Annotated in this window: 15 protein-coding genes; 8 read left to right on the plus strand and 7 right to left on the minus strand. The window is 66.4% G+C overall.

Annotated features, from left to right (window positions below; genetic code table 11):
• Positions 1–9 precede the first annotated feature (9 nt).
• The 6 genes from AC5P7X_RS07100 to AC5P7X_RS07125 form a co-directional block, all read right to left on the minus strand.
• Entirely contained in the window at positions 10–2,082 is a 2,073-nt protein-coding gene (locus tag AC5P7X_RS07100) for an acyltransferase family protein (protein WP_329842440.1), read from the minus strand.
• A 48-nt stretch (positions 2,083–2,130) separates the two neighbouring features.
• Complete coding sequence (locus AC5P7X_RS07105) at positions 2,131–2,811, minus strand: DUF2058 domain-containing protein (RefSeq protein WP_005417446.1); 681 nt, start codon at positions 2,809–2,811, stop codon at positions 2,131–2,133.
• 10 nt (positions 2,812–2,821) lie between these two features.
• The gene (locus AC5P7X_RS07110) at positions 2,822–3,064 is read right to left on the minus strand and encodes a SlyX family protein (RefSeq protein WP_495204837.1); all 243 of its coding nucleotides are present in this window, start codon (positions 3,062–3,064) and stop codon (positions 2,822–2,824) included.
• Positions 3,057–4,406 carry a UDP-glucose dehydrogenase family protein gene (locus AC5P7X_RS07115; RefSeq protein WP_053499456.1) on the minus strand — a complete coding sequence of 450 codons (1,350 nt, stop codon included), beginning with the start codon at positions 4,404–4,406 and terminating at the stop codon, positions 3,057–3,059. Before AC5P7X_RS07115 ends, AC5P7X_RS07110 begins: the two co-directional genes overlap by 8 nt.
• Before the next feature lie 23 nt (positions 4,407–4,429).
• Entirely contained in the window at positions 4,430–5,407 is a 978-nt protein-coding gene (locus AC5P7X_RS07120; RefSeq protein ID WP_014037761.1) for an FKBP-type peptidyl-prolyl cis-trans isomerase, read from the minus strand.
• A gap of 96 nt (positions 5,408–5,503) precedes the next feature.
• A complete protein-coding gene (locus tag AC5P7X_RS07125; protein ID WP_053499455.1) occupies positions 5,504–6,091 on the minus strand; it encodes a glutathione peroxidase in 588 nt (195 codons plus the stop codon).
• A gap of 365 nt (positions 6,092–6,456) precedes the next feature.
• Between AC5P7X_RS07125 and AC5P7X_RS07130 the strand changes: the two genes are divergently transcribed.
• The 7 genes from AC5P7X_RS07130 to AC5P7X_RS07160 all read left to right on the plus strand — a co-directional run bounded on the left by AC5P7X_RS07130 (position 6,457) and on the right by AC5P7X_RS07160 (position 11,035).
• Positions 6,457–6,693, plus strand: coding sequence for a hypothetical protein (locus AC5P7X_RS07130; RefSeq protein ID WP_032954303.1), 237 nt, complete (start codon positions 6,457–6,459; stop codon positions 6,691–6,693).
• 2 nt (positions 6,694–6,695) lie between these two features.
• A complete protein-coding gene (locus tag AC5P7X_RS07135; protein WP_005417481.1) occupies positions 6,696–7,055 on the plus strand; it encodes a GntR family transcriptional regulator in 360 nt (119 codons plus the stop codon).
• Positions 7,055–7,930 (plus strand): ABC transporter ATP-binding protein, encoded by an 876-nt coding sequence (locus tag AC5P7X_RS07140; protein WP_005417484.1) that lies wholly within the window; start codon positions 7,055–7,057, stop codon positions 7,928–7,930. Before AC5P7X_RS07135 ends, AC5P7X_RS07140 begins: the two co-directional genes overlap by 1 nt.
• On the plus strand, positions 7,927–8,955 hold the full coding sequence (locus tag AC5P7X_RS07145; protein WP_065178601.1) for an ABC-2 transporter permease: 1,029 nt from the start codon (positions 7,927–7,929) through the stop codon (positions 8,953–8,955). The genes AC5P7X_RS07140 and AC5P7X_RS07145 overlap by 4 nt, the downstream gene beginning before the upstream one ends.
• A gap of 25 nt (positions 8,956–8,980) precedes the next feature.
• Positions 8,981–9,868, plus strand: coding sequence for a DUF4097 family beta strand repeat-containing protein (locus AC5P7X_RS07150; RefSeq protein WP_053499448.1), 888 nt, complete (start codon positions 8,981–8,983; stop codon positions 9,866–9,868).
• 29 nt (positions 9,869–9,897) lie between these two features.
• Positions 9,898–10,503, plus strand: a complete 606-nt coding sequence (locus AC5P7X_RS07155) for a DUF2884 family protein (RefSeq protein ID WP_235648499.1) — start codon at positions 9,898–9,900, stop codon at positions 10,501–10,503.
• Between the two features lie 106 nt (positions 10,504–10,609).
• Positions 10,610–11,035, plus strand: coding sequence for a hypothetical protein (locus AC5P7X_RS07160; protein ID WP_053499474.1), 426 nt, complete (start codon positions 10,610–10,612; stop codon positions 11,033–11,035).
• Between the two features lie 108 nt (positions 11,036–11,143).
• Here the strand turns inward: AC5P7X_RS07160 and AC5P7X_RS07165 are convergent, their stop codons facing one another.
• Positions 11,144–12,571, minus strand: coding sequence for a class II fumarate hydratase (locus tag AC5P7X_RS07165; RefSeq protein WP_005417504.1), 1,428 nt, complete (start codon positions 12,569–12,571; stop codon positions 11,144–11,146).
• Positions 12,572–12,863: 292 nt separating this feature from the next.
• Here AC5P7X_RS07165 and purB point away from each other — a divergent pair, with 292 nt between their 5' ends.
• On the plus strand, positions 12,864–14,231 hold the full coding sequence (gene purB / locus AC5P7X_RS07170) for an adenylosuccinate lyase (protein ID WP_329842435.1): 1,368 nt from the start codon (positions 12,864–12,866) through the stop codon (positions 14,229–14,231).
• Positions 14,232–14,852 lie beyond the last annotated feature (621 nt).

Here is a 14,852-nt window from a genome sequence, read left to right on the forward strand (position 1 = left end):
CGATCCGATTCAGCGCTGCAGCAACACCTGCTGCAGCGATGGCAGAAGCACGCGGTTGCCATGCGCGCTGAGATGATCGCCATCGAAGAACAGCGGGCGGCCATCGCGCTGCGCGGGACATAGCGCGTCGTCGCACAGCACCGGCATCGGGTCCCACAGCACGCCACCCGGCAGTCCATCAACCACCTGCCGCAGGCTGCCCAGCATCGGCGCACGCAGCGCTTCCATCGCCTCGCGCGTGCTGTCCAGGCCATTGCGGCAGACTTCGTTGCGCGAATTGAATCGGTCCGAGCAGCGATAGGGCGGCGCCGGCAGCACCGGCTTGGGTGCCTCCAGCACGATGCGCACACCGCGCTCGGCCAGTGGCTTCCACTGCTTGATCGCCTCGACCGCTTCGGCCTCACGCCCTGCCGTGGCCTCCGCTGTCAGTTCGCCCGCCAGCTGCGCCCGCGCATCGAACAGCACGAACTGATCGGACAGGCGCGGCATCCGCAGCGACACCAGCACCACGGCATCGCCCGGCTGCGCGCGCCGCGCGATATCGGCGAACACCGCGGCATCGAAATCAGCGCAACCGGCACCCGCCCCACGCCACTTCTGCAGGCTCACCTGCGGGCATCCGCCGCGGCCATAGAGGGAGACCTCCGAGCCGGTTTCCAGCGCCAGCCGCTGCAGCAGCTCGATGTAAGCCATCGCATGCGAATCACCGGCAACAAACACCCGCTTCGGCGCGCCGGCCGGCGTCGGGCGGTCGCAGTTTCCACGGGCAAAGGTCCGCGCACTGCCGCCTTCGAAACGATGCTTGGCAGCCAGCAGAGCGCAATTGGGATAATCGCCAGCCACGCTCTTGCCATTGGGGTACCAATCGGCCGGATGCCGGCTGACGGTACTCAGCGACAGTCGTGGCGCCTGCTGATAGAGCAATGCCTGGATACCGGCGGCGCACAGCAGTACGACCGCGCCGGCCAGCACCCAACGCCCGGGGCGCAGGCGCTGCGCCAACGTGCCGCGGAACGGCTGTTCCACCCAGCGCCACGACGCCCATGACAGCACCAGTACCAGCACCATCGCAGCGGTCATCTGCCCGGGTGTCTGCAGGCCCACGGTCCAGCGCATCAGCACGAACACCGGCCAGTGCCACAGGTACAGCGAGTACGAAAGCAGACCGATGCGGCGCATCGGAGCGCTGGCCAACAGGCGCGCCACCCACGCCTGCGGATGGTGATGCAGCGCCCAGAGCAGGCCCGCGGTGGCGAAGGCCGGCAGCAGGCCGTCAGGCCACGGCGAGCGCCCGGCACGCGAGGACCATAGCGCCCACCCCAGCAGGGCCAGCGCCATCATGGCCAGCAGGGGAAACACCGGCGCAGCGCGCTTCAGTGCCTGGCTGGTTGCCGGGTCCAGCGATTGCCGCACGTGCAGCAGCTGGAACAGCAGCACGCCCAGCCCCAGTTGCCAGAGACGGGTGCTGGTGGCGTAGAACGCCCACGATGGCGGCGCCTCGCGCAGACCCAGCACCGCAGCGTGCAGCAGCGATGCCATGCTGACCAGTGCGAACAGGCCCAGGCTGATCCAACGCCCGCGCGCGCCACGTGCCCAGGCCAGGAACAGCAACGGGAACAGCAGGTAGAACTGCTCTTCCACACCCAGCGACCAGGTATGGGTATAGGGATTGAATTCGGCCTTGGGCGCGAAGTAATCGTTGCCGATCGCCGCCAGCACCCAGTTGCTGAAGCCGAACAACGCCATCAGCCCCGTCTTGTCGCTGGCTTCGCTGAGCCACGACTCGGGAATGAACAGCACGCTCGCCACAGCGGTCAGCAACACGCACGCCAGCAGCGCTGGAGCGATGCGACGGATGCGACGCGCATAGAAGCGCAGCATCGACTGCCCCAGCGACAGCGGCGGCAGCCGGTGTACTGATGCGCTGACCACGAAACCGGAGATGACGAAGAACACATCCACGCCAGTGAACCCGCCTGGCAACCAGGCCGGGTCCAGGTGGAACACGATGACGGCCAGCACCGCGATCGCGCGCAGGCCGTCAATGTGCGGCACGTAGCCGCGGCTTGGATCAGCGGTCATCCCTTCCCCCACGGCCGCGACGGCAGCGCGCCCGCGGCGGTCACGCGCTTACCAGACCAGGTCGTCCGGCACCTGGTATTGCGGGTCCGCGTACGGATCCTCCTCGGCCGGCGCATTCGGATCGACCTTCAGCGCCACCGACGCGGCGAACACCGCCTCGGACTGCGCCAGCACCTCGGCGGTCACCAGCAGGTAGCGGCCATTGAGCTGGACCACCCCAAGCTCGCCGGCATTGAGCGCGGTCAGCTGTTCGGCGGTCACATAGATGCGCTTGATCTTGCCGCCATATGGGAAGTGGCGGGCGATATCGGCCGCTTCCGAGTTCAGGCTCTTGTCCTTCAGCAGTTCTTCCAGCTTGGCCTTGGCCTCGCGGCGCACACGCGCCTCTTCCTGCTTCAGGCGCTCGGTCTCGATGCGCTCTTCCTTTTCCTTCTGCGCGCGGATGGCGTAGGCCTTGGCCAGGTCCATCTCTTCGGCGCTGCGCGGCTTGCGCGGGCCCTGCTGGCCTGGGCCACGTGACTGGCCGGGCTTGCCCGGGCCGCCGTGGCCATGCCCACGACGCTCGCCGGGCTTGTGCTCGCCCTTGCCAGCGCCCTGCGGCTTTCCATTGCCGTTGCCACCCTTGCCCTGCGGGCGACCATCACGGCGGGGGCCATCATTCTTGCGCTCGGGCTTGGGCGCAGGCTTGAAGCCCAGGCCCATCAGCTGGTCGCGGAGGGTATCGCTCATAGGATTCGGATCAGTAGTGCGGCGGCGGCGGTTCGCTCGCCGGATCGGAAGAATTCAGCGCGTTGCGGACCTTGCCCAGGTCTTCCAGCAGCACGCGCAGCACGTCGGCGTTGCGCATGCCCTGCATGCGGGCATCGGCCAGCGCATCGCTCAGTTCGGCCAGCGCCTGTTCCTGGAAGGACACGCGCATTTCCAGTTCGACCAGGCGCGCTTCCAGCGCCTGCTCGCGTTCGGTTGTAAGCAGATCAGACATGCAGCGAGCGCCCCCGGCCAATGCCGTAGTACGCCAGGCCCGCCGCTTCCACATCCGCCGGCTCGTACAGGTTGCGGCCGTCGAACACCACCGCGTCCTTCAACTGCTCGCGCAGCATCTGGAAATCGGGGCTGCGGAACTGCTTCCACTCGGTCACCACGACCAGTGCATCGGCCCCCTGCAGCGCCTCGTCTGCACTGCTGCAGAACACCAGATCATCGCGCTCGCCGAAGATGCGCTGCGACTCGTGCATCGCTTCCGGATCGTAGGCACGCACCGTCGCGCCGCCTTCCCACAGCTGCGCCAGCAGACGACGGCTGGAGGCTTCGCGCATGTCATCGGTGTTCGGCTTGAACGCCAGGCCCCACACGGCAAAGGTCTTGCCACGCACACCTTCGTCTTCACCCTTGTCGTAATGACGCTGGATGAGAGCGAACAGATGGCCCTTCTGCGCATCGTTGACCGCTTCCACGGCGTTCAGCAGCTTCGGCTCCAGGCCGGCCTGCTGCGCGGTGCGGGCCAGCGCCTGCACATCCTTGGGGAAGCACGAGCCGCCGTAACCGGCGCCCGGGTAGATGAAATGCCAGCCGATGCGCGGATCCGAGCCAATGCCCTGGCGGACCTGCTCGACATCGGCGCCGACACGTTCGGCGATGTTGGCGATTTCGTTCATGAACGAGATCTTGGTCGCCAGCATCGCGTTGGCGGCGTACTTGGTCAGCTCCGCCGAACGCACGTCCATTTCCACCACGCGGTCGTGGTTGCGGTTGAACGGTGCGTACAGGCGCCGCATCACCGCCACCGACTCGGCGCTGGTCGCGCCGATGATGATGCGATCCGGGCGCATGCAGTCGGCGACAGCGTCGCCTTCCTTCAGGAATTCCGGGTTGGACACCACATCGAAGGCGATGTCCGCGCCACGTGCCGCCAACTCTGCGGCAATGGCGGCACGCACCTTGTCGGCGGTGCCCACCGGCACCGTCGACTTGTTGACCACCACGGTCGGCACGCTCATGTGCCGCCCGATGGTGCGGGCCACAGCCAGCACGTACTGCAGATCGGCACTGCCATCCTCGTCCGGCGGCGTGCCGACGGCGATGAACACGACCTGGCCGTGGCCGATCGCGGCCGCGGCATCGGTGGTGAACGCCAGCCGCGACGCGGCGTGGTTGGCCTTCACCATCGGCTCCAGGCCCGGCTCATAGATCGGGATGATGCCCTGGTTGAGGCCATCGACCTTGGCCTGGTCGATATCGACGCAGACCACCTGGTGGCCGACGTCGGCCAGGCAGGTACCGGTCACCAGCCCTACATAACCGGTACCGAAAATCGCAACGCGCATGTCCGTGCAGGCTCCGTGGTCGCTTACGGCAGGACGCCCAGCAGCTCGACGTCGAAGGTCAGAGTCGCGTTCGGGCCGATCGGGCCACCCGGGGTGCCGTTCTCACCGTAAGCCAGCTCACCCGGGATCCAGAAGCGGTACTTCGAACCGACCGGCATCAGCGCGACGCCTTCGGTCCAGCCCTTGATCACCTGGTCCAGGCCGAACTCGGCCGGCTGGCGACCATAGGAGCTGTCAAACACAGTGCCGTTGAGCAGCTTGCCTTCGTAGTTCACGCGCACCTTGCTGCTCGGCAGCGGGCGCTCGCCGCTACCCGGGCGGATGATCTGGTACTGCAGGCCAGACGGGGTGGTCACTACGCCCGGCTGGGTCTTGTTCTTGGCCAGGAACGCGTTGCCTTCCTCGCGGTTGGTCTGCGCAGCGGCGGCGGCCTTGGCCTGCATCTCGGCCTGCTTGCTGCCCATGAAGGCCTGGATGGTGGCGGTCGCGTCAGCTTCCGTCATCTTCGGCTGGCCCTTGCTCAGACCTGTGCTGATCGCGTCAAACAGCGAGGCGACATCGATGTCGTCCTTCAGCTGTGCCAGCGACGGGCCGACCGAGTACGAACCGATCATCTGCGACACTTTGACGCGATCGACCTTCGGCGGCTGCGAACCCGGCGCCATGCCCGGCACCTGCTGGCCACTGCGGGCCATCACGACCTGGCGCAACGCGGCATCGGTGGCCTTGGCCTGTTCCTGGGTGATCTGCGGCTGCAGGCCTTCGAACGAACGCTCCACGGCAGTGCGCAGCGCGGCCACATCGATCTCATCGGCGATCGGGGTGAACGACTTGGCGACATCAAGGCCGATGGCGTAGCCGAGCTTCTGCTTGGGGGAATTCAAGGTTGCGGTCTCCTTGGCGGCTGCGGGGGCAGCCGGTTGTTGCGACAGAGCGACACCCGAAGTGCCCATCGCCAGAATCAGAACCGACGCCGCGGCGCCGCGCATTCCCATCTTCATTCGCTGCATTCCTGGAAGTGTCTGGGCGCCGACGTCGGCGCGAAAAGAAACATTGTCGCACGCATGCCGTCGATGTCGAGGCATCCGTGCCGGATATCAATGCGTGGCGGCTGCGGCCAGCGCCTTGTCGATGGCGGCGGTCAGCTGCGGATCGTCCGGCGTTACCTTGCTGGCGAACTGGGCAATGACCTTGCCATCGCGGCCGACCAGGTACTTGTGGAAGTTCCAGCCCGGCGCCACGCCGGTGGCCGCGGTCAGCCTCTGGTACAGCGGCGTGGCCTGTGCACCGACGACATGCACCTTCTCGAACATCGGGAACCTGACGCCGTAGGTGAGCGTGCAGAAATCCTGGATCTGCTTTTCGTCACCGGGCTCCTGGCCCTTGAAATCGTTGGACGGGAAACCGAGCACGGCAAAGCCGCGGCCGGCATAACGCTTCTGCAGCGCCTCCAGGCCTTCGTACTGAGGGGTATAGCCGCACTTGCTTGCGGTATTGACCACCAGCAGTACCTGCCCGTGGTAGCGCTGCTGCAGGTTGACCTGCTGCTTGCTCGCGAGTGGGCGGTACTCCAGGTCCAGCAGATCGGCCGCCAGCACATGGGAGGAACCGGCCAGGCCGGCCACCAGCAGGGTCAGCAGGGACAGGCCGCGCAGGCGGCGCGGGATAACGGTCGGCAGGGGCATCGAGAGCGGTCCGCGGTAGCCATTCACAGGGCCGGCCGGTAGCGGCCGGGAATCGGCCGAACTATAGCACCGCCCCCCGCCCCCCCTGTTGCGGCAAGCGCCAGCGGCTTTGCGCGGCGTGGCGTCTTCCCGCTGGCCTTACCAACGACGGCGCAGTGATGACATAGCATGGACAACACTGAATGGCAGGCGGAACTGGATCAGCCCGCACATCAAATTTATTTCCCTTTCCAATCAAATGGATAAGAGGATATTTCAGCAATTCGACCACCCCTGCCATCAGTTGGGGACGGCAGGGGGTTGCACCCAGGCGTGCCGGTGTTATAGTTGCATACAACACCAGTCACCTGAGACAGGGGGAAGCCATGAACGCCCGCATCCGTCGCAACCTCACCGCACCCGCGGCCGCTGCTGTTTCGACCCTGATCGTGCTGGCCTGGCTGGCCACGCCCACCACCCCCGCCTCTCCCGACAGTGCGCAGGACGCAACCGCTGCACCGGCCGGGAACGCCGATTCCTCCCCCCCTCCCCCGCGTCGGCTGCACAGCTCCCTGTCCATGCCGTATTTCTCGTTCGCCCAGCCGCTGACCCCACGGAGCTGAATATGAGCGACATCCAGTGGAGCGACGGCGCTCCCATCTACCGTCAATTGAAGGAGCGCGTGATCGCCATGATGCTCGACGGAATCCTGAAGCCGGGCGATGCCCTGCCTTCGGTGCGCCAGGTGGCCGCCGACTATCAACTCAACCCCATCACCGTTTCGCGCGCCTACCAGGAACTGGCCGATGAAGGCCTGGTCGAGAAGCGCCGCGGCCTGGGCATGTTCATGACCGAGCAGGCGGCCACGCAGCTGCGCAGCAGCGAGCGCGAGCGCTTCCTCAACGAAGAATGGCCCGCGGTGCTGGAGCGCATTCAGCGCCTGGGCCTGAGCCTCGACGAATTGCTGCCCCAGGGGAACGTCTGATGAACAGCACTGCAAGCGAACCCGTCATCACCGCGCGAGGCCTGCGCAAGGCCTACAGGACCACGGTAGCCCTCGACAACGCCAGCTTCAGCATTCCGAGCGGGCGCATCGTCGGCTTGATCGGCCCCAACGGCGCCGGCAAGACCACCGCACTGAAGGCCATCCTCGGCCTCACCTCGGTGGAAGGCGACCTGAGCGTGCTCGGCCGCGATCCGCGACTGCATCGCGACGAGCTGATGAATGACATCTGCTTCATCGCCGACGTCGCCGTGCTGCCGCGCTGGCTGAAGGTGCGCGAGGCGATCGACTTCGTCGCCGGCGTGCACCCGCGCTTCGACCGGGCCCGCTGCGAGCGCTTCCTGGCCAATACCAAGCTGCAACCGAAGCAGCGCGTGCGCGAACTGTCCAAGGGCATGATCGTGCAGCTGCACCTGGCGCTGGTGATGGCCATCGACGCCCGCATCCTGGTGCTGGACGAGCCCACTCTCGGCCTGGACATCCTCTATCGCAAGGAGTTCTACCAGCGCCTGCTGGAGGACTACTTCGACGAACAGAAGACCATCATCGTCACCACCCATCAGGTGGAAGAGATCGAGCACATCCTCAGCGACGTCATGTTCATCCGTGATGGCCGCATCGTGCTCGACGCGGACATGGACGACGTCGGCCAGCGCTACACCGAGCTGCTGGTCAACGCCGACCAGCTGGAGACCGCGCGTGCGCTGAAGCCGATCGACGAGCGCAGCCTGGCGTTCGGAAAGACCGTGATGCTGTTCGATGGCGTGCCGCGCACCCAGCTCTCCACCCTTGGCGAGACCCGCAGCCCGGGCCTGGCCGATCTGTTCGTCGCCATCATGAAGGGGACCTACGCATGAATGCCGTCAACCACCCCGTCAGCCCGATGGGCACCCTGCGCTGGCTGCTCAAGCGCGAGTACTGGGAGAACCGTGGCGGTTTCCTGTATGCACCGTTGATCGCCGGCCTGATCTCGCTGGTGATGAGCACCATCGGCATCGCCTTCGGCCTGTTCGCCCTGCACCGGGCCGCGCGTGATGGTGGCCTGCACATCGACGGCGAAGACGTGAACATCAACGGCCTGGACCTGGCCCTGCTGACCCGCGACATCAGTGCCAAGGACCTGGCTGACCTCGGCAACGGCCTCGACCTGACCCTGGTGCTCAGCTCGGCCTGGCCGTTCCTGGTACTGGCCTTCGTGGTGTTTTTCTACTGCCTGGGTGCCCTGTACGACGACCGCCGCGACCGCAGCATCCTGTTCTGGAAGTCACTGCCGCTGTCGGATACCCAGACCGTGCTGTCCAAGGTGATCAGCGCACTGATCGTGGCCCCGCTGATCGCGGTGATCGCCGGCATCATCACCATGTTCGGCTTCATGCTGGTGATCAGCATCGTCGCGCTGATGCACGGCGGCAGCCCAATGACCCTGATCTGGGGCCCCGCCAGCCCGCTGACCCTGGCCGCCGGCCACCTGGCCTGGATCCCGGTCTACGCCCTGTGGGCCCTGCCCACCGCCGGCTGGCTGCTGCTGTGCTCGGCCTGGGCCCGCAGCAAGCCGTTCCTGTGGGCGGTGATGCTGCCGCTGTTCGCCGGCGTCATCGTCAGCACGACCAAGGTGATGCCGCTGATCGGCCTGACCACGGGCTGGTTCTGGCAGAACATCGTTGGCCGGCTGCTGCTGGGCGGCGTACCGGGCACGGACCTGGTGTATCGCCTCAGCGCCGAGGAAGGCACGCGTCGCGACCTCGAATCGGTGGTCAGCCTGATGTCGCCGGCCTCGCAGCTGAAGTCACTGGCGATGCCGGAACTGTGGATCGGCGCCGCCGTCGGCGCCGTGTTCATCGTCCTTGCCATCCGTCTGCGCAAGCGCGCCGGCGAGATCTGATTCCATCCACCCGGAGGCACCACCCATGCGTTCCCTGCTCGCCTGTTCTGCGTTGTTGCTGTTGCCGCTGTCGGCGCTGGCCGCCGATGCTCCGAACTGCAAGTTCACCGCCGCCCGCACGCTGAAGCTGGATGTGGCCGGTGCCAGGGCTGTGGTGCTCGAGGTCAACCAGCACGACCTGAAGGTCGTCGCCGGCAAGGGTACAGGCCAGCTCGATGGCCGCGCCTGCGCGTCCAGCCAGGAATGGCTGGACCAGCTGGTACTGGACCAGCGCAGGGTGGGCGACAAGCTGGTGGTGAGCCTGCGCCGCGAGGGCCGCGACAGCGGCATCAGCCTGGGCAGCAGCTACGCCTGGCTGGACATCCGTGGCAGCGTGCCGGACAACCTGCCCCTGCAGCTGAAGGTCGGCTCCGGCGATGCCAGCGTGGACAACGCGCAGTCGCTGAGCGTGGATGTCGGCTCCGGTGATGCCATCGTGCGTGGCACCCGCGGCAGCATCCACGCAGCGGTGGGCTCGGGCGACCTGGACATTGATGGCGGCAGTTCGCTGAACCTGCTTTCGCTGGGTTCCGGCGACGTCAAGGTGCGCAACATCGGTGGCGATGCGGTCACCGGCACTGTCGGTTCGGGTGACCTGAAGATCAGCGATGTCCGCGGCAACGCACGACTGGACACGGTCGGTTCCGGCGACATCGGGTTCAAGCGCGTGCAAGGCAACGTCGAGGTCGGTGTGGTCGGCTCGGGCGATGTTGATCTGTCCGACATCGGCGGCAATGTGCATGTGCGCAGCCACGGCTCAGGGGACATCCAGGTCGATGGCGTGCGCGGCAGCCTGACCGTCGACCACAGCGGCAGCGGCGATGTCGGCCACCGCAACGTCAGTGGCACCGTCACCCTGCCCCGTAAAAAGTAACCGCTAACGGATCGATCGAGGAAACTGCCATGAATCTGCTGCGCGTACTGCCTGCCACCCTGCTGTGCCTGCCGCTGATCGCCTGCGGCGGCACTTCTTCCGCACCCGACAAGACCATCGGCAAGAGCGTCGCCGAGGCCACCAGCGGCGTCGGCCAGACCATCAAGGAGGCCATGGACGATGCCCGCAAGGAAATCACCGAGGGCAACATCAAGATTTCTTCCTCCAACCAGCCACAGGCCGAGATCACCCCCGACGGCCGTCTGCTGATCGACGGCAAAGATGTACCGGCCGACGCCAACCAGCGCCGCCAGCTGCTGGCATACCGCAGCCAGGTGGTGGCCGTGGCGAATGAAGGCATGGAGATCGGCCTGGCCGGCGCCAAACTCGGCACCGATGCTGCCAGCGAAGCGCTGAAGGGCATCTTCAGTGGCGACAGCGATGGCATCGAGAAGCGGATCAACGCCAAGGCGGCGAAGATCGAGGCCCAGGCAAAGCGCATCTGCGAGCGCCTGCCGGCGATGCTGGCCAGCCAGCAGGCCCTGGCCGCATCGCTGCCGGCGTTCAAGCCCTACGCAACGATGGACCAGAGTGACGTCGACGACTGCGGCAAGGACACCGTGGTCCAGCGCTAGGCCTGTGACAGATCAGCGCACCCGGCCGGCAGCGGCGTCCCGCTGCCGGCCGTCGTGCGCCGGCCGGCTTACAATGGCGGGCCCGGACGCCCCCGAACCGAATGCCATGAAGAAGTTGTTCCTGCTGCTGGCCGCCCTGCTCTGCCTGGGCCTGGTCGGCTGTGACAAGGATTACCGCAACCACCGCGCCGAGCGCGGCAAGCCCAAGATTTCCGTCAGCGAAGGCATGGTGACCGTGCGTCGCCCGCCGGCACCGAACATCATCATCCTCGGCGATGGCACGATGAAGGTGGACGAGATCCAGATCCCGCTGGACCAAGGGCAGAAGCAGATGCTGCAGACGATGTTCGGCAAGCTGCAGGTGCTGCGCCAGAACACCCTGGTCGCCGCCCCGGCCGATCCCAACATGCAACCGGTGAAGATCCAGCCGCCGGAGGGCATGGAAGTGATTCCGGCGGACCTGATCCAGCGCATACCCGAGTTCAAGGATTACACCGACACGTTCGGCAACATCGTCGCCGACCGTCGCTGAAGCAGAAACGCCGCCCCAGGGCGGCGTTTCCTTTTGTAGAGCCGAGCCCATGCTCGGCTGCTGCCCGGAACCTGAGCCGAGCATGAGCTCGGCTCTACAACCAGCAGATCAACCGCCGGCGCCACCACCGCCAGCCTGGATGCCACCTGCGGTCAGTGCGGTCGGATCCAGCAGGCGCCGCAATTCGGCCTCCTCCAGCCCGCTGTCTTCCAGTGCCACGTCCAGCACCGGGCGTTGTTCCTTGTAGGCACGCTTGGCGATGGCCGCGGCCTTCTCGTAGCCGATGATCGGATTCAATGCCGTGACCAGGATCGGATTGCGCGCCAGCGCTTCGGCCACACGGTCCTCGCGCACTTTCAACCCGGCGATCGCGCTGTCGGCCAGCAGCCGCGACACATTGGCCAGCAGGCCGATGCCATCGAGCAGGTTCACCGCGATCAGCGGCAGGGTGACGTTGAGCTGGAAGTTTCCGGTCTGCCCGGCCACGGTGATTGCCGTGTGGTGGCCGATCACCTGCGCGCAGGCCATCACGGTCGCTTCCGGAATCACCGGGTTGACCTTGCCCGGCATGATCGAGCTGCCCGGCTGCAGCGCCGGCAGTTCGATCTCGCCCAGCCCGGCCAGCGGACCGGCATTCATCCAGCGAAGATCATTGGCGATCTTGATCAGCGCCACGGCCAGTGCATTGAGCTGGCCCGACAGTTCCACGGCATCATCCTGCGCGGCCAGGCCCTCGAACTTGTTCTCGGCGCTGTCGAACTTGAAACCGGTCTGTTGCTTCAGTGCCTTGGCCACCTGCGCGCCGAAGCGCGGGTCGGCATTGATGCCGGTGCCGATGGCGGTGCCACCCAGCGGCAGGCGGCGCACGCGCCTGAGGCTGTCTTCGATCCGCTCCTGCGCCGAGGCCAGCTGTGCCGACCATGCGCCGAACTCCTGCTCGAAGGTCAGTGGCATCGCGTCCATCAGGTGCGTACGGCCGGTCTTGACCACCTTGCGCAGGCTGCGGCCCTTCTTGTCCAGGGTCTTGCGCAGGTGCACGAGCGCCGGCAGCAGCTGCTCATGCGTCGCCAACACCGCCGACACGCGCAGCGCGGTCGGAATCACGTCGTTGGAGCTCTGCCCCTGGTTGACGTGGTCATTGGGGTGCACGGCGGTCTTGCCCGCCTTGCCGGCACGGTTGGCCAGTGTGGCGATGACCTCATTGGCATTCATGTTCGACGACGTGCCCGAACCGGTCTGGTAGACATCGATCGGGAACTGCGCATCCCAGTTGCCGGCGGCCACTTCGGCGGCAGCGGTCTGGATGGCCTTTGCCACGTTCTTCGGCAGATGGCCCAGCTCCGCGTTGACGCCCGCAGCGGCGCCCTTGACCAGGCCCAGGGCACGGATGAAACCGCGCGGCATGCGCTGGCCCGACACCGGGAAGTTCTGCACGGCACGCTGGGTCTGCGCGCCCCACAGGGCGTCGGCAGGCACCTGCAGCTCGCCCATGCTGTCGTGTTCGATTCTGAAACCCTTGCTTGCAGCTTTGCTCATTGCATCAACTCCGCACTACTTCAGTTGGGGAAAGGGAAGCGGCGGCTGGCAGGGTGTCGCTTCCCGGGCTGGCGGCTGCGCCAACGATACTCCCTTGCCCGCAGCGTGGGATGACGAGCGCGGGCCAGATCGTTTCATCCGCAGGGCCGTGTTGTAGAGCCGAGCCTGCGCTCGGCTGGCCCGTGGGCGCAGGATTACCCGGAGCAGCCGAGCGTAGGCTCGGCTCTACAGGGCACGCCTGCCCGGCACGTCGTAGAATATGGCCCCCGCCGCTCGCCCCAGCCCTGCCGACATGTCCGATTCCGCCCTGCTCGCCCTGTCCCCGCTCGATGGCCGCTATGCCGGCAAGGTCGACGCCCTGCGCCCGATCTTCTCCGAGTACGGCCTGATCAAGGCCCGCATCACGGTCGAGGTGGAATGGCTGCTGGCGCTGGCCGCCGAGCCGGGCATCGTCGAACTGGCCCCGTTCTCCGACGCCGCCGTCGCCCGCCTGCGCGCCCTGGCCGCCAGCTTCAGCCCGGCCCAGGCTGCACGCGTGAAGGAGATCGAGCGCACCACCAACCATGACGTCAAGGCGGTGGAGTACTTCATCAAGGAACAGCTGAAGGATGACGCAGAGTTGGCCCCGGCGCTGGAATTCGTGCATTTCGCCTGCACCAGCGAGGACATCAACAATCTCAGCTACGGCCTGATGCTGGAACAGGCCCGCCGTGAAGTGCTGCTGCCGACCCTGGACGGCATCGCCAGCACCCTGCGGACCCTGGCCCACGCCCGGGCCGGCCAGCCGATGCTGTCGCGCACCCATGGCCAGACCGCCTCGCCGACCACGCTGGGCAAGGAGCTGGCCAACGTGGTCGCACGCCTGGAGCGCCAGCGCCGGCAGATCGCCGCGGTCGAACTGACCGGCAAGATCAACGGTGCGGTCGGCAACTACAACGCCCACATCGCCAGCTACCCGGACGTGGACTGGCCTGCCTTCGCCGAGCGCTTCGTGACCGGCCTGGGCCTGGTATTCAACCCCTACACCACGCAGATCGAGCCGCACGACAACGTCGCCGAGATCGGTGATGCCGCGCGCCGCGCCAACATCATCCTGATCGACCTGGCCCGCGACATCTGGGGCTACATCTCGCTGGGCTACTTCAAGCAGCGCCTGAAGGAAGGCGAAGTCGGCTCGTCGACGATGCCGCACAAGGTCAATCCGATCGACTTCGAGAATGCGGAAGGCAATTTCGGCATCGCCAACGCCCTGTTCGAGCACTTCAGCGCGAAGCTGCCGATCAGCCGCTGGCAGCGTGACCTGACCGATTCCACCGTGCTGCGTGCACTGGGCACCGCGTTCGGCCACAGCCAGGTGGCGCTGGATTCGCTGGCCAAGGGCCTGGGCAAGCTGGAAGTGAACCCGCAGCGCCTGGATGCCGATCTGGACGCAGCCTGGGAAGTGCTGGCCGAGGCCGTGCAGACGGTGATGCGCCGCCATGGCCTGCCGAACCCGTACGAGCAGCTGAAGGCGCTGACCCGTGGTCAAGGCATCACGGCCGAGTCGATGCGTGCGTTCGTGCAGGGGCTGGAGCTGCCGGCGGATGCGAAGCAGCGTCTGCTCGAGATGACCCCGGGCAGCTACACCGGCCTGGCCGAGGCGCTGGCGAAGAAGATCTAAGGGGTTTGCTTGCGGCGGCGGCCGCGGGCGCTGCCTGCGGCAGGCAACAGCAACAGCAACAGCGATCCAGGCTCTGGATTGCTGCGAGCTGGGCGGGGCGGGAGGGGCCAGCGGGACACGCCGTGAACCCTTCCATGGGGGCTCGATGGCGCCATCCATGGCGCCAACGGTCCCGCTGGCCCCTCCCGCCCCACCTCTGACAGATTCCCGGGGACGGATCGAAGAGCGTTGGGTTGTCGGGACGGAATTTGAGAGAGGGACGCGGCTTCGCCGCGTCCCTCTTTGTTTGAGCGTCTTTTGTAGAGCCGAGCCCGTGCTCGGCTGATTTTCGCGTGGGCAAAAGCAAGCCGAGCGTGGGCTCGGCTCTACAAGGGCATGAGCAAGCGGAGCGCGCGACCCGCTTTTGCCTTTGATTTTCTTCTTTCATTCCGTGGCGGGCCGCGCAGGAAACTGTCAGGGGCCGGGCGGGTGGGCTGCGCGGGGGTGTCTGATCTGGCCCCCCGTCAGCGGACGCCAAGAAGCGATACTTTGATCGCACCTGGAGGTCCCTTATGTCCCGTATCACCCGTCGTAGCTACACCGATGAGTTCAAGCACCAAGCCGTGGAGTTGGCCGAGTCGC

This window comes from Stenotrophomonas sp. YJH_SMC_53 (assembly GCF_059369995.1).